Origin of the sequence: Chroococcidiopsis thermalis PCC 7203 (genome assembly GCF_000317125.1) — a bacterium.
GTDB classification, from domain to species: Bacteria; Cyanobacteriota; Cyanobacteriia; order Cyanobacteriales; family Chroococcidiopsidaceae; genus Chroococcidiopsis; species Chroococcidiopsis thermalis.
Genome location: NC_019695.1, coordinates 1,799,731 through 1,821,896 on the forward strand (window position 1 = coordinate 1,799,731; position 22,166 = coordinate 1,821,896).

Consider the following 22,166-nt stretch of genomic DNA (forward strand, 5'->3'; position numbering starts at 1 on the left):
TTTTAAGACAGGAATGAAGGACTGGTGGCAGGCGACATTTCCCCAGGGGAGACAAACATTAAAAATTATCGATGCGAATGGCTACCCAGTTTCTATATCTTACGGAGAGAAAGGCACGGGTAAGCCACTATTTTTAATTCATGGAATTGGCAGTTGGAGTTACAACTGGCGTTATAGCGTCGAACCCTTATCGAAATACTTTCGCGTGATTTGTTTCGATGCCAAAGGTTACGGGTTTTCGGAAAAGCCACTACGTAAAGAAAGACACGATCACCAATTGATCGAGCTATCGCGGATTATTAGCGGCTTGTGCAACGAACCAGCCATCATCGTTGCAGAGTCGCTGGGTGCATTAGTGAGTTTGGGGCTGGCGCTTGCTTATCCTCAACTGATCGAAAAATTAATTGTTGTTAATGTCCCAATCTTTCCCGAACGCCTACCGCATTGGGGTATGTGGTTGCTGTCGCAATTACCAACAGAAATAGTCAAAGCGATCGATTCAACTCGGTTTCCATATTTTTTTGCCCCCATCATGCGGGAATTAATGCGATTAGAGCGGCGATCTGTACTATACGATCCCTCAATATTGACGGACGAAGATGTCTATTGGCTGACCTATCCGTTTGTAGAATTTCCTGGGACGATCGCCAAAGTTGCGGAAGACTTACAAATTGCAGCAGCAGAAATCGAACACTTGCAGGCAAAAAAACCAAGCTTAATTACTAAAATTCAAAATTATCTACACAAAATTAAATGTCCCACCCTAATTTTATGGGGAAAACAAGATAGCTGGTTTCCGTGTAGCGATGGTGAGAAACTGCGATCGCGCATCCCTAACGCTCAATTAAAAATTCTTCCCAATTGCGGTCATGATGCCTCAGCTGGTGCAAACCAGGCAGTGAATGCAGCAGTGTTGGAGTTTCTGAAGTGAGTAGTGGCAAATTGGTAATTGGTAATTGGTAATTGGTGAACTCTCCTGAAGCCCCTGAACCTTTCCTACTTCCTTGTCTCTGTTGTCTTTTTTCCTGATATCACGTCCGGTTATTGACCGTAAATTCTGTCAGGGCGGGTTTATTGAGATCTTCTGTATTATGTATGAAGATCTCTGTTAAAACCCGCCCCTACGGTGATATGGCTGTTTGAACAGACATGATATGACTTCGGTAAGGGCGGGTTTAACCGCAGAATTATCTGTTCTGCCAGAGGTTCTTCAAAAAACTCGCCCCTACGACTTTGACTTTTGTACGGGCGGGTGCGCGCAAATAGGTTGACAACCTTAAGTGAAAATTTTCGATCGAAACCCGTCCTTACGACTTTTGACTTCTCAATAGCTCTGTTATAATAACAAAAACGTAGTCGTTATGAGTTTATATATTCCCCTATGACCAATCCTGCTGTTGAGAACTTAGTGATTATTGGCTCTGGACCCGCTGGATACACGGCAGCTATATATGCAGCGCGGGCAAACCTCAAACCTGTTGTCTTTGAAGGCTTCCAAGCAGGGGGCTTACCTGGCGGACAGCTGATGACGACGACAGAAGTAGAAAACTTTCCTGGTTTTCCAGAAGGAATTACAGGACCGGAACTAATGGATCGGATGAAGGCTCAAGCAGAACGCTGGGGAGCTGAGTTATACACCGAGGACGTAATTGCAGTTGACTTGTCGCAGCGTCCGTTTACCGTCCGTTCTGAGGAGCGGGAATTTAAGACGAATAGCATCGTCATTGCGACTGGAGCTACTGCAAAGCGTTTGGGACTGCCGGATGAACACCAGTTTTGGAGCCGAGGTATATCAGCATGTGCGATCTGCGATGGCGCTACACCGATTTTCCACAGAGCGAAATTAGCCGTGATTGGTGCTGGTGACTCCGCCGCTGAAGAATCGATCTACCTGACCAAATATGGCGACGAGGTACATATGTTGGTGCGGGGTGACAAAATGCGTGCTAGTAAGGCGATGCAAGACCGGGTTTTGAATAATCCCAAAATTACCGTTCACTGGAATACGGAAGCGGTAGATGTGTTTGGCAACGAAAAGCACATGGAAGGCTTGCTGATCCGTAACAACAAAACAGGCGAAGAAAGTAAGCTAGAAGTACGGGGTTTATTCTATGCGATCGGTCACAATCCCAACACATCTTTATTTAAAGGTCAACTGGAATTAGATGATGTAGGATACATTGTCACCAAGCACGGTTCGGTAGAAACCAGTGTCGAAGGAGTATTCGCGGCTGGAGACGTGCAAGACCACGAATATCGTCAAGCAATTACGGCTGCTGGTAGCGGTTGTATGGGAGCAATGCTAGCAGAGCGGTGGCTGTCGGTGAATGGATTGATTCAAGAATTCCACCAAAAACCAGAGACTCCCAATAACGAACTGGAACATCAAGCCAAGCAAGCCGCCACCCCAGAAGAATTCGATCTCGCTCAGACGCGGCATTATGGTGGCTATGCTTTACGCAAACTATTTCATGATAGCGATCGCCTGTTGATGGTGAAATATGTCTCGCCTGGATGCGGTCCTTGCCACACGCTCAAACCGATTCTGAATAAAGTTGTCGATGAGTTTGACGGCAAAATTCACTTTGTCGAAATTGACATTCAAGCAGATCCTGATATTGCCGAGAACGCTCAAGTTACGGGAACGCCGACTATCCAATTCTTTAAGGATAAGGAACTGCTGAGCGAAGTCAAAGGCGTAAAGCAAAAGAGTCAATATCGCCAGTTGATTGAAGGCTATCTGAATTAATTTGTGGCAATAATCGCGATTGAATTTGATTTTGACTCTTTGTTAAGGGTCGTTTCATGGGTTGTAGAGACGTAGTAACTTGCGTTTTCACAACCCATTATTTCAGGCAATTCTCAAGTTAAATTTTAAGTAAATAAAATTATAACTAATGATACATGTAATACTCTAAATGTTAAAATACTCGGTTAAGCAAAATTTAAAGAAAAATTAGAGATTGAACCCGGTCATTGCCCTAATCTAGCGAGGCTCCTCAAACATCCTTTTTGACTTCTCTATGTTTAAATAATTTAGAAAAAGTGAAGATCGGCAAAAACTCGGATGTCGTTCGACTATTTTGCAGTCTGTAATAAATTATCTCCATTGAGCTGCCTAGATTAGCACTAATTCTCTGCTCGTTACGGTTTGCTTATTGTGGAGTTGTTGAATTTACAGTATGCTGCCAAAACCTTTAACCAACCAAAAAAACACAAGCGATCGGGAAGTACCTCTACGTCTCCTGTTGATATTGCCATTCGTGCTGCAAATTTTTGCCGCTGTTGGATTGACTGGATACTTTTCTTTGCGTAACGGACAACAAGCAGTTAACGATTTGGCTAATCAGTTGATCGAGAAAACCAACCAGTTAGTGAACGAACATCTCAATGCTTACCTAGCAATGCCTCATCAAATCAATCAGCTTAATGCCAATGCTATAGAGATGGGGAAACTCAACCTGAAAGATTTTCAAGATGCAGGCAAGTATTTTTGGCAACAAATGCAGGTTTATGACAAGCCTAGTTATATCGGTTATGCTCTTGCAAACGGCGAGTCTGCTGGGGCAGGACGCTGGATCAAAGGGCAAGACGTGACAATCGAAGAAATTTCTGCTCGTACTCAAGCTAAATCCTACACTTATTCCACAGACAAACAGGGAAATCGGCGCAAACTAGAACAAGTAGTCGAGTACGAACCTTTGACTGATGTGTGGTATACCCAAACCGTAAAGGCAGGCAAACCGCTTTGGACGCGGGTATATACGACAGACAGCTATGAGGAATATGTAGCGGCTTCTGCGAATTACCCGATCTACGATAAAGCTCGCAAACTAGTCGCTGTGATTGGGGTCGATCTGCTGCTGTCCGATATCAGCGATTTCCTCCGAAAGATTCAAATTAGCCCTTCAGGACAAGTCTTTATTATCGAGCGAGATGGGCTGTTAATTGCTAATTCTGGTGCTGAAAAACCATACAAAGTTGTTAATAAGAGTACGCACCGCATCAGTGCAACAGATAGCCAAAATCCGCTAATTCGAGCTACAGCCAAATATTTACAGCAAAAATTTGGCAGCTTTAAAGCAATTCAAAATAGCCAAGTATTAAACTTTCAACTGAAAGGCGATCGCCAATTCCTGCACGTACAACCGTGGCGCGATCGCTATGGCTTGGATTGGCTAGTTGTAGTCGTCGTCCCAGAATCCGATTTCATGGCACAAATTAATGCCAACACGCGCATGACAATTTTGCTGTGTTTTTCGGCATTACTAGTAGCAATCATATTGGGAATTGTTACTTCTCGTTGGATCGCTCAACCGATTGGGCGTTTGAGTCAAGCTTCTGAGGCGATCGCGACAGGAGATCTGAACCAAGAAGTCAAAGTTGTTGCTGTCAAAGAATTAAAAACTTTGTCCCACTCCTTCAACCGGATGGCGGCGCAACTCAAAGACTCATTCGAGCAATTAGAAAATCGAGTTCAGCAGCGCACCCGCGAACTCAACGAAGCTAAAATCGCGGCGGAAACAGCAAAAGAAACGGCAGAAGCGGCAAATCAAGCGAAAAGCGAATTTTTGGCAAACATGAGTCACGAATTGCGTACTCCCCTCAACGCCATTCTCGGCTTTGCTCAACTGATGCAACGCAGTCGCACCCTCACTTTAGAACAGCAGGAGAACGTTAGCATCATCAATCGCAGTGGCGAACACCTACTAGCGTTGATCAACGACGTACTCGACATGTCCAAAATCGAAGCTGGGCGGCTAACACTGCATCCACAGGAATTTGACCTGTACTTAATGCTGAATGCAGTCGAAGAAATGTTTCAACTCAAAGCAGACTCTTTAGGTTTGCAACTGATCTGCGATCGCCACCCAGATGTACCGCGCTACATCAAAAGCGATGAAAAGAAACTGCGTCAAATTTTAATCAACCTCATTGGCAATGCCCTGAAATTTACTTCTCATGGTAGCGTGACCGTGCGTGTAATAGCAGGGAGCAGGGACGACGAGCAGGGAGCAGGGAGTAGGGGGGAGAGTGGGAGAAGGGGAGTAATTACCAACTACCAATTACCAATTACCAATTACCAATTACCAATTACCAATTACCAACTCACTTTTACAGTCCAAGATACAGGCGTAGGCATAGCCGCAGAGGAATTAGGGCGGTTGTTTCAAGCTTTTGTTCAAACGGAAACTGGGCGCAAATCGCAACAAGGTACGGGTTTGGGTTTAGCAATTAGCCAAAAGTTCGTGCAACTGATGGGAGGCGAGATTTCTGTCAGCAGCCGGATAGGAGTCGGGACGCAGTTTGAATTTACCATTCCCGTACAGCTAGCAGATCCTAGCAGCATTCCCCAGGAGCGACCGCAGCGACAGGTAATTGGACTCGTACCAGGACAACCGCAGTATCGCATTTTAGTAGTAGACGATCGCCCAGAAAATCGACAAATTGTCATCAAACTGCTGACTCCAATCGGCTTTGAAGTGCGCGAAGCCGAAAATGGTAAAGACGCGATCGCGGTATGGTCGAGTTGGGAACCACATCTGATTTGGATGGATATGCGGATGCCCGTGATGAATGGTTACGAAACGACAGAATATATTAAATCGCACCTCAAAGGGCAAGCAACGATAATTATTGCCTTAACTGCTAGCACGTTAGAGGAAGAAAAAGCAGTGGTACTTTCGACGGGGTGCGATGATTTTATGCGTAAACCCTTCCGTGCCGAAGAACTGTTTGAGAAGATGGCACAGCACATTGGCGTGCGCTACACCTACAAAGAGGAAGGAGAAAAACAAGATGTAGCGATCGAGGCATCATCGTGCGTCCTTAATCCTTCATCCTTACAAATTATGCCCCACCACTGGCTCGAACACCTACAGCAAGCAGCGGCACAACTCGATGGGGAGACAATCGCGCAGCTCGTAGCGCAAATTCCCGAGACTCATGCGCCTCTGGCAACAGCCTTACTCGAACAAGCAAACAATTTTGATTTTGATGATATTCTCAATCTCGCCCAAGCAGCGATCGGATTATAGTTTATGAACAGTGAGTGGGCGACTGCCTCTGAAAAGACAATCTTAATTGTGGACGATATTCCCGATAATTTGCGAGTGCTATCAGCAACGCTATCCGAGCAGGGTTACAAAGTCCGGTGTGCTAAAAATGGCAACATGGCATTAAAAGGAGCGCAGGTAGCTGCACCAGATTTAATTTTGTTGGATGTCAAAATGCCGGATATAGACGGTTATGAGGTTTGCCAACACTTAAAAGCTGAGATGCGAACCCGTGAAATTCCAATAATTTTTATGAGCGCTCTAGACGACGTGCTAGACAAAGTCAGAGCTTTTGAAGTCGGGGGAGTTGACTACATTACTAAGCCGTTTCAAGTCGAAGAAGTTTTAGCTCGAATTAAAAATCAACTTGCCTTACAAGCAGCTAAGGCAGAAATTCAGCAATTAAATATCAAACTAGAACAACGGGTAGAACAGCGTACCGCGCAATTAGCAGCAACGAATCATAAACTACAACAAGAAATTCTCGAACGGCAGCAAGCAGTTCAGCTATTAAATGAAAGCGAGGCACGACTGGAGAGCATTTTAAACTCTTTAGAAGAAGTTGTCTGGTCTGTTACTGCTCAAAATCCCACCTTGATTTATCTCAATCCTGCCGCACAGAAGGTTTACGGTATTCCGACGACAGAATTTTTAAAAAATCCGCACTTGTGGCTAGAAGTCGTACATCCAGAAGACCGCGAACAAGTGGAAAAGGGGGCGCAAATCTTGCGATCGCAGGGTAGCCATAGCTCGGAATATAGAATTGTGCGTGCTGATGGTGAAGTGCGCTGGTTGTACGCTCGCGCTCATTTAATTTGCGACCCTACAGGCATTCCCCTACGAATTGATGGCATTATCTCTGACATTACCGATCGCAAGCGGATCGAGCAACAACTCATCTACGATGCTTTACACGATGACCTGACGGGATTACCGAATCGCACGTTTTTTCTGGAACGGTTGGAGCTAGCGTTGAGATATACCAAACGACATCCAGATTATCTGTTTGCCGTACTTTTTATCGATCTCGATCGCTTCAAAATTGTGAATGATAGCCTCGGACATGCAGTAGGCGATCGCCTCTTGATTGCTTTTACCAGTTTAATGCAACAATGCTTGCGTACTTCAGATACCGTGGCGCGCTTTGGCGGGGATGAATTTACAATTTTACTAGAAGACATTGAGCAAATTGCCGACGCAATCAAAATTGCAGATCGCATTCAAGCAGAACTTGCCCAGCCGTTTGAGTTAGAGGGGCATACGGTTTTTACTACTGCTAGTATCGGCATAGTTTTTAGTGGTATGGGATACGAGTCTCCCGCCGAGTTGCTACGGGATGCTGACACGGCGATGTACCGAGCTAAAGAGAGCGGCAAGGCACAATATACAATTTTCAACCCTGATATGTACGCTCAAACGCTACAACTACTGCATTTAGAAAGAGATTTGCGGCAAGCTTTGGAGCGTCAAGAATTTTGCTTGCATTACCAACCGATTGTATCTTTGAGTAGCGGTCAGATGGTTGGCTTTGAGGCACTCATCCGCTGGCAACATCCAGAACGAGGTTTAGTTTTCCCTGGTGAATTCATTCCTATTGCCGAAGAAATTGGCTTAATTGTACCCATTGGTGAATGGGTTTTAGAACAAGCTTGCGCTCGATTGCGACAGTGGCAGTTACAGTTCCCTCAAGCAGCGAATTTAAAAATTAGTGTCAATCTAGCTAGCCAGCAAATTAACCACCCCAAATTAAGCGAACAGATAGACCGAATTTTGGCTGTAACTGGCTTAGATGGTAGTCACTTAAGATTAGAAATTACTGAAACCATGTTGCTACACCATACAGAAGCAACGATTGACATGTTATTAAAAATTAGGTCTAAAAATATTCAACTAAGTATTGATGATTTTGGTAAAGGTTATTCTTCCTTGAGCTATTTACATCGATTTCCTATTAATACTTTAAAAATTGATAGTTATTTTATCAGTCAAATAAATCCTAATTCTGAAAATGTGGAAATCGTCAGTACGATTAATACCCTAGCTCATAATTTGGGTATGGATGCGATCGCTGAGGGTATAGAAACGGCTCAACAATACGCTCAACTCAAAGCTTGGGGATGTGATTTTGGGCAAGGATATTTCTTTGCTAAACCTTTGGACTTCCATGCGGCAGAAGCGTTGATTATATCGAATCCGCAATGGTAATTGAGTAGTGCGTGAGTAGCGTAAGATGGGCATTGCCCACCTTACTCGGACTAAATTAATTCTCGATTGGTGGTGCGAGCGGCGCTCTCAATCTACCACCACCACCGATGTTATCAGGTCTGTTATTGTCAATGATGTTTAGTGCTGAAATTAGCTTCATCATGTCGTCATAAAAAGCACCACTCCGACCTTCAAAACTATAGCCGTAGCGATTGCGAAATTCTTCTGGAACTCCTTGTTCTACAGCGAGATAGTAAGCGTCCCAATAAGCATCATCGACTATGTATGCACCATAATTTTGTAATGCCTTGAAAATCTTCTGCCCCGCAGGAGTCTTTAATCCTAAACTGTCTATCTTTACGTGAGGCGGGATTGCCAATAAACTACCTTGTACGAGTTTAGAATTAGTCCCCTTATATTCACTCTCGGCATATCGGTCGGCGCGGTCGGCGGGCCAGCGATAACCGGGCATAGATTTAGAATAATGAAGATATTTTTTGCCCCAAACCAAGATTTTGATCGCGTGGCGAATTGGTTCGTCACCTGTTAGTTCGCCTCGGCGAATAGAACCACCGATCGCCGACATCCCAGAACCGAAGTGAGTACCTTTAATCCCGTCGCCGTAAATGTCAACACCCCCCCACGGGTTACGCCAGCCGTGGATGTTGCCACCTGCGGTACAACGAGCCAGGGGTTCGAGTTGCTCGATCGTTCTTCCATCTGGCATCAAAAAAGCTGCGGCATTATTAGGGGTAGAGTATGGTTGACTGGTTGCGTCTGGGACGATTAAATTGTCGGGGACTGGGAGAGAAAGACCCATTGATTGCTTACCCGTACAGCGTCCAGGACCGAAACTTCCCGGTGATACAACTTGTCGCATCGGATCGCCAGCTTTGAGCTTGTAGAAGTACTCCCGATCTGCACCAAAAAAGCCTGCTTTTGGAAGATTTGCTGGTACATATGTTGCAGTAGCTCCAATTGGCATATTCCAAATTGAAGTAGAGGAGAAGGGCCACAACCATTTGTCTCGCGATTTGGGGTCTTGAGCTAGAATGCCAGAAGTCACTTGCTGACTAATGAGAAAATCTTGGCTTGGCTTTTGAGCCGACAGATTGTCAGATTTCCCTTCATTATTTGCAGTCGTTGTATGACAGCTACCGATAGTAATACTAAGAACAACACTAGCTGCTAGTGCAATTTGCTGAGCTTGAAACTTACGCATGATCTACTGTATATCTTTAGTGAGTGCGAGCAAGACAGAGGTTGCTGCTAGTTGAATTTGAGTTGGGGGATAGAAGAAACTTGAAAAATGCGATCGCATATATCTAAACACTTAAGGAAATAGAGTAAAATATCTCGACCGTGAAACTCAGAGCGATCGCGCTTGGTTTAAGTTAAATTTATAGAACCATCACAAAATCAAGTTAATATGTATTTTTCAGATCGACCAAGGGCAATTCTACTGAAGTTAAATTACAGTAAAATTGCCGATCTGCAAGCATTAACTCGATCGATCTACGTTGTTTGGAGATGTTTGCTAAGCGATCTACCTACGCTTGAGGACGATTGCTGGCTACTATGCGTTTTACTTATGAGTTAGCAAATTAATACAGTATCTATCGTATAAATACGTAAATTTTACCTATATTTGAGATCCATAAAAATAATTAGTACAGCACTAAGCCCCAGCGAATAGAATTCGCGGCTAAATAAACGCGGCTAAATAAACATAAATGTAAAGCAGTTTGCCGTAGGCAAACTAGCCCGCGCGGATTCATGGCAAGTTAAGGGTTGAACCTACATTCACGCAGGATAGGCAGGTTTTGCGTGTGTAGCAGCGATTTCAATCGCCAAGGGCAAGATCTCAAAAAATAGGGCGGGTATAACCCACCCCACAAACTCTTAGCACCCGCGACCCAACTTCTCTTCTACTTCTGCTACCATCAACAGAGTTTTTAGTACCGAATCGGGGTTGAGGCTCATAGAATCTATTCCCTGTTCTACTAAAAACTGAGCGAATTCTGGGTAATCGCTGGGGGCTTGACCGCAGATCCCAATTTTACGACCCTTAGCTTTAGCAGTAGCGATCGCCATTTGCACCAATCGCTTAACTCCTGGGGTGCGTTCGTCAAACAAACCCGCCACTAAAGCCGAATCTCGGTCTAATCCAATTGTCAGCTGAGTTAAATCGTTAGAACCAATCGAAAACCCATCAAAGACTTCGCTGAATTCCTCCGCCATCAAAACGTTGTTGGGCAACTCGCACATGACGTAAATTTCTAACCCGTCTTTACCTCGTTCTAAACCGTGCTTTGCCATTTCTGCCAAGACTTTACGCCCTTCTTCGGGAGTGCGGCAAAAAGGAATCATCGGAATTAAATTGGTTAACCCCATCTCTTTTCGTACCTGCTTGATGGCATGACACTCCAAAGCAAAAGCATCGCGGTAACGCGGATCGTAGTAACGCGCCGCCCCCCGCCACCCTAGCATCGGGTTTTCTTCCTTGGGTTCAAACTGCTTTCCACCGAGTAAGTTGGCATATTCGTTCGATTTAAAATCACTCATCCGCACGACAACTGGATTAGGGTAAAAAGCAGCTGCCAGCGTCGCTGCACCTTGGGCTAGTTTCTCGATAAAATACTGGGGCTTCTCTGCAAAGAATGCCGTCATTTCAGCAATTTTGGCTTTTTCCGCTTCGTCCTCTAAGCGATCGAAATGCAGCAGTGCCAAGGGATGAATTTTGATATAGTTGGCAATAATAAACTCTAGCCGTGCCAATCCCACACCATCATTAGGAATTGCCGAGAGGCTGAAAGCTTCCGCAGGATTGCCTACGTTCATCATAATTTTGGTACGAGTGCGAGGCAGGTTATCTAAGGGAACTTCTCGAACTTCAAAAGGTAATAATCCTTGGTAAACCTTTCCCTCATCGCCTTCAGCACAGGAAACCGTAACTTCTTGCCCAGAATGCAACACGCTAGTAGCATCGCCACAACCGACGATCGCCGGAATTCCAATTTCTCTAGCGATAATTGCGGCGTGACAAGTTCTACCACCTTGATTTGTCACGATCGCGCTAGCTTTTTTTAAAATAGGTTCCCAGTCGGGGTCTGTTTTATCAGTAACTAACACATCCCCAGTTTGGAAATGGTCGAGTCTATGCACGTCTGTAATGACTTTAACTTTCCCCTGACCGATCGCCTCGCCGACACTGCGACCTGTAATTATAGGTGCATCGCCGTTAGCCCCGACTAAGTGATAACTCCGTAAAACGTTGAGACTTTTTTGCGATTGTACGGTTTCGGGGCGGGCTTGGACGATAAATAGTTCTTCTGTTACGCCGTCTTTTGCCCACTCAATATCCATCGGGGTATAAGTACCGCGCACTTTAGAGTAATGATCTTCGATCGCGCAAGCCCAACGCGCTAATTGCAATATCTCGTCATCGTTGAGGGCATATTTGCCGCGATCGCTAGGTACGACAGGAACGTTTCTGGTAACTTTCGATCCGCCTGTATCGTAGACCATTTTGAATTCTTTAGAACCCAATCTTTTACCTAAAATCGGGCGAAAACCTGCTTTGAGTGTAGGTTTGAAGACGTAGTATTCATCGGGGTTAATTGCCCCTTGGACGATATTTTCGCCCAAACCATAGGCGGCTGTAATCAAGGCTGCATTTTTAAATCCTGTCTCCGTATCGATAGAGAACATCACCCCAGAAGCCGCCAAGTCAGAACGTACCATTTTTTGTATGCCAATTGAGAGGGCAACGCTGAAATGGTCAAAACCTCGGCTGTGACGATAGGAGATGGCGCGATCGGTAAATAGGGAAGCAAAACAACGATGACAGGCAACTAGTACGCCTTCAACGCCGTTGATGTTGAGGTAGGATTCTTGCTGTCCGGCAAAACTAGCATCTGGTAAGTCTTCAGCTGTGGCGCTAGAACGAACGGCAACATCAGTGTCAATCCCGTAATTTTCGCATAACTTTTCGTAGGCAGTAGCGATCGCCTCTTTTAAGTCTTTCGGGAAAGGCGTGTACCGCAGCATAGATCTTGCTTGTTTACCGCGTTGGCGTAAGTTATTCAGATCTTCTACATCTAAATCGGCAAACAGCGATCGCAATTTGGCATCTAAACCAGTCTGCTGAATGTAATAGCGATAGGCATAAGCAGTAATTGCAAAGCCGTTGGGAACGTTAATACCTTGGGGTGTGAGTTGTTGGATCATTTCGCCTAAAGAGGCGTTTTTCCCGCCTACCAAAGCCAGATCGTGAATTCCTACCTCTTCAAACCAGAGAATCAGCGATCGCTCTTTTGCTGCTGGGGAGGTCGTTTCTGTTACCGCCGTTACCATAGCTATTTTCCTCTCTAGTGATTGCTACTGCGATCGAGTCAATTTATATCAAAAAGTAAATTTAGTATTTTCTTTTCTAATCTATTAGGGATCAAAGCCTTTTGACATCAAATCTAAACGAACCTACATATTTGTAAGTTACCAGCAATTTTGCAAAGAGTATTATTTAGAACTTATAGTGACAAAGATAAAATTGAATTACGCAAACTCTTAGTATTGACTAATCTAACAATTTTTGCGAAGACTTGTTGTATAACCTACTGCAACTAGTAAAAATCGAAAAAAACATCAATTGTGTAGTAGTAGGCGAGAATATGTCTAAATTCTTAGTTTGCTGAATTGTTCAACCAGTTGACTAAATCTTCTGGATTAGAAAACTCCAATAGAGCTTCAGCCAAATTCTCTAACTGAGTTAAGGATAACTGGCAAATACGCTCTTGTAATTCAGGCTCAACGGCTCCAACTCGGCGCGGTAGCTGACGTAGAATCAACGTGAGAGCTTCTTCCTGTCTTCCTTGTTACAGTCCTTGTTCCATCCAGCTCGTTACTATTTGCATCACAACCTCCTGTTCCTCTGGTGCAATTTGATTTATGTTAGTGCGAAAAAGTTCTTCTTCGGCTGTATTCAATTTTAAATAGGTATCAATAAATCCAGAAATTAATTGCATTCTTGTCGGATCTAACCGCAAAGTTGCCAAAGCTCTTACGAATGTATTCAATGGTACATGATACAGGAGCAGTTTCCAGGTCGTAGAGTTGTCGTAGCTACGAAAAATCTCGAACACTTGGAACGATTTACTGATTGCCAGCATTGGAAGGATATTACTTACTAAGATTTTATAGACCCTAACTTAAGTTAAAATCGTCCCACCCATCAACTTTTGATATCTATAAGTTAATTCTGCTTGCATTAAAGTCCAACGTTGCAAAGTTGGATCTTTCTCCATCACCTTCTCAGCGGCTTCTCGCGCAATTTCTAAAACAGCCTGGTCGTCGATTAAACTTGCCAAAGTAAAATCTGGTAGTCCAGCTTGACGCATTCCTAAAACTTCCCCAGGACCGCGAAATTTCATATCTGCTTCAGCAATAAAAAATCCATCTTGAGATTCTTCTAATACTTTTAAGCGCTGACGGGCAGTTTCATTCTTAGGATTACCCATTAACAGACAAAAAGATTGCGCCGCACCACGTCCGACACGTCCCCGCAACTGGTGCAATTGAGATAAACCAAATCGCTCGGCATTTTCAATTAGCATTACCGTAGCGTTGGGAACGTCTACACCAACTTCAATTACAGTTGTAGAGACGAGAATTTGCGTTTGGTTGTCGCGAAATAAATTAATCGCCTCGTCTTTATCGGCTGACGACATGCGACCGTGGAGCAATCCGACTTGAAACTGGGGAAAAATGCTTTCTTGCAACTTTTGATATTCATCGACTGCTGCTTTTAAGTCCAGCTTTTCCGATTCTTCCACCAAGGGCAAGACAATGTAAGCTTGTCTGCCTTGAGCAACTTCACGCAGAATTAATTCATAAGCGTGCGATCGCTCTTTACTAGATAAAACTGTTGTATGAATCTTCTGTCTACCTGGGGGCAATTCATCAATTTGGCTCACATCCAAATCCCCGTGTAAAGTTAAGGCTAGCGTGCGGGGAATTGGCGTAGCTGTCATCGTCAAAACGTGGGGAGACTCGCCCTTTTGTTGCAAACGCGCCCGTTGTCCGACACCAAATCGGTGTTGTTCGTCAATTACGACTAATCCTAAACGTTGAAAAATGACTTTATCTTGAATTAAGGCATGAGTCCCCACTAATAGGGGTAACTCTCCTGTTTCTAATTGGGCGTGAATTTGCCTTCGTTTCGCCGCTGGAGTCGAACCCGTTAGCAATTCTACAGGTAAATGCAGTAAATTAAACCAACCAACTAACTTGCGATAATGCTGTTCTGCTAATACCTCTGTGGGAGCCATCAACGCCCCCTGGTAGCCTGATTGAATCGCGGCGAGAATTGCTACCACTGCAACAACCGTTTTCCCCGAACCCACGTCTCCCTGAACCAGGCGATTCATCGGTACGGATTTTTTTAAGTCATTGAGAATGTCATTAATCACCCTTTGCTGCGCACCAGTGAGTTTAAAAGGTAAAAGTTGATAAAACTTTTCCACCAATTGACCGCTTGGCGAGAGAACGGCACTATTAGCAATTTGCCGTGCTTTATATTGGCGTTGCAGCAAACCTAGTTGTAAATAGAAAAACTCGTCAAATACCAGCCGACGACGGGCAAGTTCTAAAGCGTCAGTATCAGCTGGAAAATGGATATTAGCGATCGCTTCCCTTACCTCAACAAATCCGTAATAATCGCGTAAAGCTTTTGGTAGCGGATCTTTGAGATGAACTAGGGATGGAAGTGCGGTAGTGACAGCCTTGCGCACCATATCTGCCCCGACACCTTCCGTCAAGGGGTAAATTGGTACAACTCGACCCACAGTTAATGAATCAATTGTATCTCCTGGGTGTGCCAGCACCTCCAGAGCTGGTTTGTCCAGCGTCAGACCGTATTTACTCTCTTTCACCAATCCCGACGCTGCGATGACTGCGCCAGGTGGATATTTGCGCTTTTGTTGTTCTTGCCAACCGCGATGAGAATAACGTCCGCCAGCGAAAAAGTAGTTGAGGCGAATTTGACCCGTATTATCTTTCAGGACAATTTCCAGAATGGATAATTTAGCATTACGGGGACTGGTAAAACACTGGCACTTTTTTACCGTTCCTACTAGCGTTGCTGTTTCTCCCGCCTCTAAATTGCAAATCTTAACCTGTCGTGCGTAGTTAATATGATCGCGGGGATAGTAGAGTAAGACATCTCTGACGGTATACAGTCCCAACTTGGCTAAAATCTCACCTCTTCTCGCACCAATCTCCGGCAACCTAGTCAAGGGCTGCTCTAAACTGGGTGCAAGACGTTGATTTATCTCTGAAGATTTAGTAGAAATTAGGGTTGAGGTTTTAGGTTGGACGACGGGGGAGTCGGGAGTCGGTAGGGGCGGGCTTCCAAACCCGCCCGTACGGGAGTCGGGAGTCATGTTTTGACTTTTAACTTTGGACTTTTGACTTAATTCGTCACCTAACTCATAGAAATGCTGCTGTTCTGATACTTGCTGAGAAAGGTGCAAGCATCTACGTGCTGCTGCAACTACGCTTTGTCTCTCTTCCTGCGTCATCTGATGGTATTCGGCAAATTGCATTGCCATTTCCTGCCATCTACGTCTTTCTTCTACAGATAAAGTGACAGGAGGTTTGCCAAAACTCAAACAGAGAAACTCGCTGAAGCGGTATTGTTTCCCTACCAAGTCTACAAAGCCTTTCTCTGCCTCCACAGCTAAGGCTTTCTGCAATCGCAACCAGTCTATATCGTCATTAGTCATTGGTCATTTGTCGTTGGTCATTTGTATCTAGTGAAGGTTGTTAACCGATCGCTTACTATTCATCAAACCAACTCGCACGCCATGCAGCTTCTGCTTCAGCGATCGTTCGCTCCCGCTGCCTCTTCTGATATTCTCGCCCTAAAGAAACTAAATTTGATTCTAGTTGCCGTACTTGGTTGCGTGCAGTCCTGACATTGGTATCTGCAAACTCAACTTCTGACAACCGCAACTGAATTGCAATTAACTGCGTCACGCCACCTTCTTGCAAATCCTGCGGATTTTCAGTTTCAATTAATAAATTCATGACATTGGGTGGTCCTGCTGTCATTTCGCCCGTAGCTTCCGAGACTGCGGTAGCAGCTTCTAGTAAAGGAGCAGGTAGTTTTTGAGGTAGAATGCCAGATTTTTGCAGTAATTGATTCGCATCCAAGGATAAGGTTTTGAGGACTTGGGCGATCGCTCGTTCTAAAATTTGCTGCCATTGTACTAGTTCTAAAGGGTTAGAAGGCGCAGTATGAAATTCGGAATTCGGAATTCGGAATTCGGAATTCGGAATTATCTGTTCCTGTTCCTCGATCGAGTCCTGTTCTATTTCAGCGATCGCACTTTCTCTATCTAGCTGAATACTATATGCTAACTCCCGCGCCATTTCCATTGGGTTGTTCAACAGTTCTAGCAATCGTTCGGCTGCTGTTTGCCCTAACTGACGAAGCGATCGCTGCAATTGCTGTCTTTGATTCATCGACAGACTCAAAAATTGCTTGGGATACGCCTGAGTGCAGACTTGATAACTTGCTAAGATCAGCTGCTGGCGTGTAGCTTGTCCTAAAGCTTGACAATAACTCGTGTAGGCGCTGTTGAGTTCGGCAAATAACTTATTTGCCGACTTTTCCAAAGCTTGCATGTCTCGCTCAATTTGTTCGATTGCTCTTGCCATCTTTTCAGTTATCAGTTATCAGTTATCAATGGTACGTGGTGCGATCGATGCGGGTGTGGGGTGTAGTGTTTTTTCTCCGCGACTCTCCCTTGTCTCCCTTGTCTCCCTTGTCTCCCTATTCCCTGCTCCCTAAAAAAAAGGACGGGTGGGTGCGTCGCACCATTTTAACCCGTCTGGTAAATTGAAGGGAGCTAATCAATAGCTCGATGATTTGGCTCTATTCTTCGGATGACTTTTCGATGCCTTCACCTAAGACGTAGCGGGAGAAGCGACGGATTTGGATATTTTCGCCTAACTGGGCGATCGCTTCTTTAACCAAATCTTCTACTGATTTGTTTTGATCCTTGATATACGCTTGATCCACTAAGGACATCTCTTTCAAGCGCTTGTCAATGCGCCCAACAACGATCTTTTCGCGAATGTTCTCTGGTTTTCCTGCTAGATCGTCTTTCCCCATTTCAATTGCCTTTTCCTTTGCGACAACTTCAGGGGGAATATCGCTGACTCTAACGTACTCTACGTTAGGACAAGCAGCGATTTGCATGGCAATATTTCGCACTAATTCACTAAATGCTTGGTTGCGCGCTACGAAGTCAGTTTCGCAGTTCACTTCCACTAGCACGCCAATTCGCCCGCCAGTATGGATGTAACTATCTACTAGTCCTTCTGCTGCTACACGTCCAGCTTTCTTTCCAGCAGAGGCAAGTCCTTTCTGCCGCAGCCATTCAATGGCTTTTTCCATATCGCCATCGGTCTCTTGGAGTGCTTTTTTGCAATCCATCATGCCAGCGTTTGTTCTCTCGCGTAGCTCTTTAACAGCCTTTGCAGATATTTCCGCCATCTTCCCTCAATTCCTATTTGTTATTTGTTAATTGTTTGTTAGTCAACGGTTAATTGTTTGTCACTATCAACCATTAACCATTAACCATTAACCTATCCTTCTTCCTCTTCTTCGTTAGGAATCACCGCATCAGTGTATTCACTTTCGCTTTCATCATAATCGAAATCTTCTTCTGCACCCTCGTAATCTTCGTAATCCTCTTCCGCATCCAATTGTCCGTGTCGTCCTTCGTAAATTGCGTCAGCTAATTTGCCTACAATCAATTTGATCGAACGGATGGCATCATCGTTAGCAGGAATGGGAACGTCAACGAGATCGGGATCGCAGTTTGTATCCAGCATAGATACAATTTCAATGCCTAGCTTCTGGCATTCTAATACTGCGTTGTATTCCCGCCGCTGGTCTACAATTATGACCACATCAGGAACTTTGCGCATGTTCTTGATTCCACCCAGGTATTTTTGGAGTTTAGCTAGCTCTCGGCGCAGTACCGATGCTTCTTTCTTGGGTAGTAAATCCAGCGCTCCGCTTTCCTCGCGACGTTCTAACTCTTTCAATCGTTCGGCGCGAGTTTTAATCGTCGTCCAGTTAGTCAGCATTCCGCCTAACCATCGCTGGTTGACATAGCTAGCGCCACAACGCAAGGCTTCTTGAGCTACAATCCCTGCTGCTTGACGCTTCGTACCAACGAAGAGAAACTTTTTCCCTTGCTCGGCAGATTGTCTGACGTAATTGTAAGCTTCATCCATTAACTGAGCTGTCTGCACCAAGTCAATGATATGAACGCCATTACGAGCAGTGTAGATGTACTGCGACATTTTCGGATTCCACCTGCGGGTTTGATGCCCAAAGTGAACCCCAGACTCCATCATTTGAGCCAATGAAACGACTGGCATATCTTCTTTAACTCCTGATTCGGGTTAATCCTCCACCCAGCTGCGTCTCCCAGGAAACACCCGAAAACACTGGATGTGCGATTTGTAGACAACTTTTCTAGTATAATATGGTTTCAAACTAAAACGTTTCGGCACTTACGAAAAGTCTATACGGGTTTCTCTCCCATAACAGAACGTCTCTACTCGGTTCTAGGTTTCATCAAAGCGTACTCTTCGTAAACTCCTTGGACGTTGTACCAATTGAGAAAAATGCGGGCGACTTGTTCGGCTAACTGAGGCTTACCTTGGTTAATCAACCACCTTAAAACTGGGGCTAGGGTACGCTCGTTGAGTTGTCCGCCGAGGGAAAGAATCCCCCATAGCAAGCGGTGTATCCAAGTCATTTGGATCATCATCCGCACTTCCCATGTTGGGTGCTTTTGGTAGAACAAAACTCCCATCCGACCGCGTTGAATTTCTTTGTCAATTAAATTAGGAATTTGCTCTAAATTAAAGGCTGGATGCCAGTGATAGCCGACTGCATCGGGGCATTTCACTAAATTTAATCCCAACTGTTTCAACCGCACGCCTAATTCCAAATCTTCCCAACCGTAGAGTTGAAAGCGCGTGTCGAATAACCCAGCTTTTTCTAGCCAATGACGAGGAATAGCTACATTTCCCGTGGCAAAATAAGCCGCAGAAAAATCGGTAATTTTATAAGGCTCGGCTGTAGGATTGTCAAAATTACATGTATTAATTACTCTGCCATAGGTGAAAATGCGATCGCTGCCATACATTTCTCGTCCCTGCTGCAACCCTTGAGCGTGCGCCTGCAAGAAATTCTCAGTCACGACCAAATCGCTATCGATGAACACGATCGTATCGCCTTTTGCCCGTTCTACTCCCAGATTGCGAGCCGCAGCTGGTCCCTGGTGGTCTTGTAGAAGCGATCGCACGTGGGGAAATTCAGCTGCATTTGCCTCTAGCCATGCCAAAGTGCCATCTGTAGAGCCATCATCGACTAAAACTACCTCATAGCCTTCTATAGCCACATCGTCATGGTTTTGGCGTTCTAGCGATCGCAAGCACTTCGCCAAAATTGGCAGGCGATTGTATGTAGGAATGACAATACTGAAAAACACGGTTTTTCCCCTTAATACCATCTATAAGGGTAATTGGTAATTGGTAGTCGGTAGTTGGTAGTTGAGTGGTGCGTGATGCGATGCGGTGCTTGGTGCTTGTAGTTGGTCGCTGACAACTTGGTCACTGGTCACTGGTCACTGGTTCCGACTCCCGCTTTACGTGCTTCCAGCCACAGGGGAACAAAAATGACAGCGAAAGCGATCGCTAGTGCTACGATGCCAAACTTAGCTGTGAGAGCAACTAATTCTTCTAGAGAAACAATTTTACCGACGAAGAAAGCCAGCGTCACCATGACTGATGCCCAAGCAGCAGCCCCCGCTAAGTTATAAATAAAGAATTTGGCGTAGGGCATTTGGGCAACACCAGCCAGTGGACCAGCAAAAATACGTAATAAAGCAATAAATCTGCCAAAAAATACGGCTTTGGTGGCGTTGTTACTAAACTGTTCTTTCATTTCTAGGAGTCGGTCTTCTGAGATGCGGAAAATTCGACCGACTTGCAACATGAACGACCAACCGAATTTTCTGCCGATTAAATAGCCGCAAGTTCCACCAATAGCAGCTCCCGCGATCGCATCACCTAAAACGAGCCAGTAATTTAACTCGTCACTACCTGCAAGAAACCCTCCTACTATGGTTACGGTTTCACCTGGGACGGGAATACCGAGGTTTTCTAATAAAATTCCGAGAAAAACTGCCCAATATCCGTACTGGTGGGCAATTTCCTGAATTCTTTCCAACGATAAAAACTCTAGTGACATCCAGCCGCCTTTACAAAGTTTTACTTTTCTTCCATCTTGGCGCGAGCCTGGAAAATGTGTCAATCCAAGTTATGCTGCCGTTTATCCTCGCACCGGTCGAATATTACGAAAAACTACTGAAAATCAATAAATATTACATTGCTTGCTTTACGTAATCTTTATAAAAATCCAGATTTGTAATAAAGATTCGGTAAAAACTGTTGATTTTACTGACACTTGAGGGTTTCCATGCTTAAATCGATTCATCTGAAGCAGCCGCTCGAATACTTTCCTAATTGTTTTGGTATTAAACCTAAAATGTAGCGATTGAGGCAGCAGTATCCGCGCGTGAATCTACTGAGATCGATTGAATTAACTCTATGAACTACAACAGAAACAGCAGTGATTTTACGGTTGGATATATGTACTAAAAATCGTTAGCCTAAAATAGGAGTCAAGTTTACGTAAATAAAAGCGATTAATTCAGTCATTTTTTATTTAAATATTTGTGAATTCATTAAACTTAAGGACAAATTTTTATAGCTTGAAATTCCCACTGCTTTTTGAGTAACTAAATTTCAAAATCTCTTGAATGGAGAAGCTTCAGACAATCGACAATTTGTGCCAGTTGATTCGGGTTTATATATAAATTCACAATAACTGGCTTGTCTAAAACCCTATTGTATGCACTGATAAATCGGCAATAATGATGAGTACACAAGAATTTCAACTAATTTTGCTTCAGCCACCAGAACGCCTAGACGAAAATGGTGGTAGTGCCTTAGAAACTCAATTGGCTAGGCTATTGCCTCAAAAGCAAGCTCTCTGGGTGATCGATCTAGCCCAAGTTGATTTCATGGATAGTGCTGGCTTAGTTTCCTTGGTTAGTGGGTTGAAATCTGCAAGACAAATCGGTTGCCGTCTAGTCCTATGTAATGTGCAAGCTTCCGTAAGGCTAGTATTAGAACTAACACAACTGGATTCTGTATTTGAAATTTTTGATAGCTTATGATGAGGTGCTAACAACTGTTAATTCACCTGCTCTAATGCGTTAGTTGGCGATCGCCTGAAATTGAGAGTTTTGAAAAATGAAAAAGGGTGGGCATTGCCCACCCTTCTTGTTTTAATTTTACGATAGCTTTATTCCACTGCTGCGGCTTCAGGAGTGGCTGTTGGTTCTTCTGACTTAAGCGTCAGGTAGCGAATGACTTCTTCGCTCAAGCGCATTGCCCTTTCCATCGGAGCTATAGCTGTCCCTGGTGCTTCATAGTTCATTTGAACGTAAACGCCTTCGCGCTGTCTGCCAATCTCGTAGGCAAGACGGCGCTTACCGCGCAGCTGAATTTGTAGGTTAGTAGCTCCCTGGTCTTTGAGGAAGTTTTCATATTTAGCGATCGCCTGTTCGATCTGTTCCTCTCCCAGGTCGGGACGCAAAATGTACATTGTTTCGTAGGCTGATGGCATGGTACGCTCAGTAATCTCCTTTTGGACAAAAAGGCTGCTCTCCGTTTTTTGACGAGCAGCAAGGATTCATCATTATATCAGTTGATGAGTGGTAATTGGTAATTGGTAATTGGTAATTGGTCGGC

16 protein-coding genes and 1 pseudogene are annotated in these 22,166 nt (G+C 44.5%); 6 read left to right on the forward strand and 11 right to left on the reverse strand.

Translation table 11 applies throughout. From position 1 onward, the window contains the following. Positions 1–13 precede the first annotated feature (13 nt). The 4 genes from CHRO_RS07965 (at position 14) to CHRO_RS07980 (ending at position 8,261) form a co-directional block, all read left to right on the forward strand. Positions 14–931 carry an alpha/beta fold hydrolase gene (locus CHRO_RS07965; RefSeq protein WP_015153692.1) on the forward strand — a complete coding sequence of 306 codons (918 nt, stop codon included), beginning with the start codon at positions 14–16 and terminating at the stop codon, positions 929–931. A gap of 450 nt (positions 932–1,381) precedes the next feature. Next, on the forward strand, positions 1,382–2,749 hold the full coding sequence (trxB, locus tag CHRO_RS07970; protein WP_015153693.1) for a thioredoxin-disulfide reductase: 1,368 nt from the start codon (positions 1,382–1,384) through the stop codon (positions 2,747–2,749). A gap of 433 nt (positions 2,750–3,182) precedes the next feature. Continuing rightward, the gene (locus CHRO_RS07975; protein WP_015153694.1) at positions 3,183–6,038 is read left to right on the forward strand and encodes a hybrid sensor histidine kinase/response regulator; all 2,856 of its coding nucleotides are present in this window, start codon (positions 3,183–3,185) and stop codon (positions 6,036–6,038) included. 3 nt (positions 6,039–6,041) lie between these two features. After that, positions 6,042–8,261 carry a two-component system response regulator gene (locus CHRO_RS07980; RefSeq protein WP_015153695.1) on the forward strand — a complete coding sequence of 740 codons (2,220 nt, stop codon included), beginning with the start codon at positions 6,042–6,044 and terminating at the stop codon, positions 8,259–8,261. Positions 8,262–8,316: 55 nt separating this feature from the next. Here the strand turns inward: CHRO_RS07980 and CHRO_RS07985 are convergent, their stop codons facing one another. From CHRO_RS07985 to CHRO_RS08005, 6 genes and pseudogenes are all read right to left on the reverse strand, one after another. Beyond that, complete coding sequence (locus CHRO_RS07985; RefSeq protein WP_015153696.1) at positions 8,317–9,483, reverse strand: hypothetical protein; 1,167 nt, start codon at positions 9,481–9,483, stop codon at positions 8,317–8,319. A gap of 680 nt (positions 9,484–10,163) precedes the next feature. Then, entirely contained in the window at positions 10,164–12,617 is a 2,454-nt protein-coding gene (gene ppsA / locus CHRO_RS07990) for a phosphoenolpyruvate synthase (protein WP_015153697.1), read from the reverse strand. A 326-nt stretch (positions 12,618–12,943) separates the two neighbouring features. Further along, positions 12,944–13,123 (reverse strand): annotated as a pseudogene (locus CHRO_RS33215) (DUF4351 domain-containing protein); the annotation flags it as partial. A gap of 12 nt (positions 13,124–13,135) precedes the next feature. Next, entirely contained in the window at positions 13,136–13,336 is a 201-nt protein-coding gene (locus tag CHRO_RS33220; RefSeq protein ID WP_199755582.1) for a hypothetical protein, read from the reverse strand. Positions 13,337–13,468: 132 nt separating this feature from the next. Continuing rightward, positions 13,469–16,042: an ATP-dependent DNA helicase RecG gene (gene recG / locus CHRO_RS08000; protein WP_015153698.1), complete on the reverse strand. Its 2,574-nt coding sequence runs from the start codon at positions 16,040–16,042 to the stop codon at positions 13,469–13,471. Positions 16,043–16,097: 55 nt separating this feature from the next. Further along, entirely contained in the window at positions 16,098–16,979 is an 882-nt protein-coding gene (locus CHRO_RS08005) for a hypothetical protein (RefSeq protein WP_015153699.1), read from the reverse strand. Here CHRO_RS08005 and CHRO_RS31835 point away from each other — a divergent pair. Further along, positions 16,973–17,164, forward strand: coding sequence for a hypothetical protein (locus tag CHRO_RS31835; RefSeq protein ID WP_146139796.1), 192 nt, complete (start codon positions 16,973–16,975; stop codon positions 17,162–17,164). The two genes, CHRO_RS08005 and CHRO_RS31835, sit on opposite strands and share 7 nt — an antisense overlap. A gap of 32 nt (positions 17,165–17,196) precedes the next feature. Here CHRO_RS31835 and tsf read toward each other — a convergent pair whose 3' ends face one another. The 4 genes from tsf to CHRO_RS08025 all read right to left on the reverse strand — a co-directional run bounded on the left by tsf (position 17,197) and on the right by CHRO_RS08025 (position 20,598). Beyond that, the gene (gene tsf / locus CHRO_RS08010; RefSeq protein ID WP_015153700.1) at positions 17,197–17,820 is read right to left on the reverse strand and encodes a translation elongation factor Ts; all 624 of its coding nucleotides are present in this window, start codon (positions 17,818–17,820) and stop codon (positions 17,197–17,199) included. Positions 17,821–17,912: 92 nt separating this feature from the next. Beyond that, positions 17,913–18,716, reverse strand: a complete 804-nt coding sequence (rpsB, locus tag CHRO_RS08015; RefSeq protein ID WP_015153701.1) for a 30S ribosomal protein S2 — start codon at positions 18,714–18,716, stop codon at positions 17,913–17,915. A gap of 179 nt (positions 18,717–18,895) precedes the next feature. Continuing rightward, positions 18,896–19,858 carry a glycosyltransferase family 2 protein gene (locus tag CHRO_RS08020; RefSeq protein WP_015153702.1) on the reverse strand — a complete coding sequence of 321 codons (963 nt, stop codon included), beginning with the start codon at positions 19,856–19,858 and terminating at the stop codon, positions 18,896–18,898. A gap of 107 nt (positions 19,859–19,965) precedes the next feature. Beyond that, a complete protein-coding gene (locus CHRO_RS08025) occupies positions 19,966–20,598 on the reverse strand; it encodes a DedA family protein (RefSeq protein WP_015153703.1) in 633 nt (210 codons plus the stop codon). A gap of 685 nt (positions 20,599–21,283) precedes the next feature. Here CHRO_RS08025 and CHRO_RS08030 point away from each other — a divergent pair. After that, the gene (locus tag CHRO_RS08030) at positions 21,284–21,589 is read left to right on the forward strand and encodes an STAS domain-containing protein (RefSeq protein ID WP_015153704.1); all 306 of its coding nucleotides are present in this window, start codon (positions 21,284–21,286) and stop codon (positions 21,587–21,589) included. Between the two features lie 128 nt (positions 21,590–21,717). Here the strand turns inward: CHRO_RS08030 and rpsF are convergent, their stop codons facing one another. Next, the gene (rpsF, locus tag CHRO_RS08035; RefSeq protein WP_015153705.1) at positions 21,718–22,041 is read right to left on the reverse strand and encodes a 30S ribosomal protein S6; all 324 of its coding nucleotides are present in this window, start codon (positions 22,039–22,041) and stop codon (positions 21,718–21,720) included. Positions 22,042–22,166 lie beyond the last annotated feature (125 nt).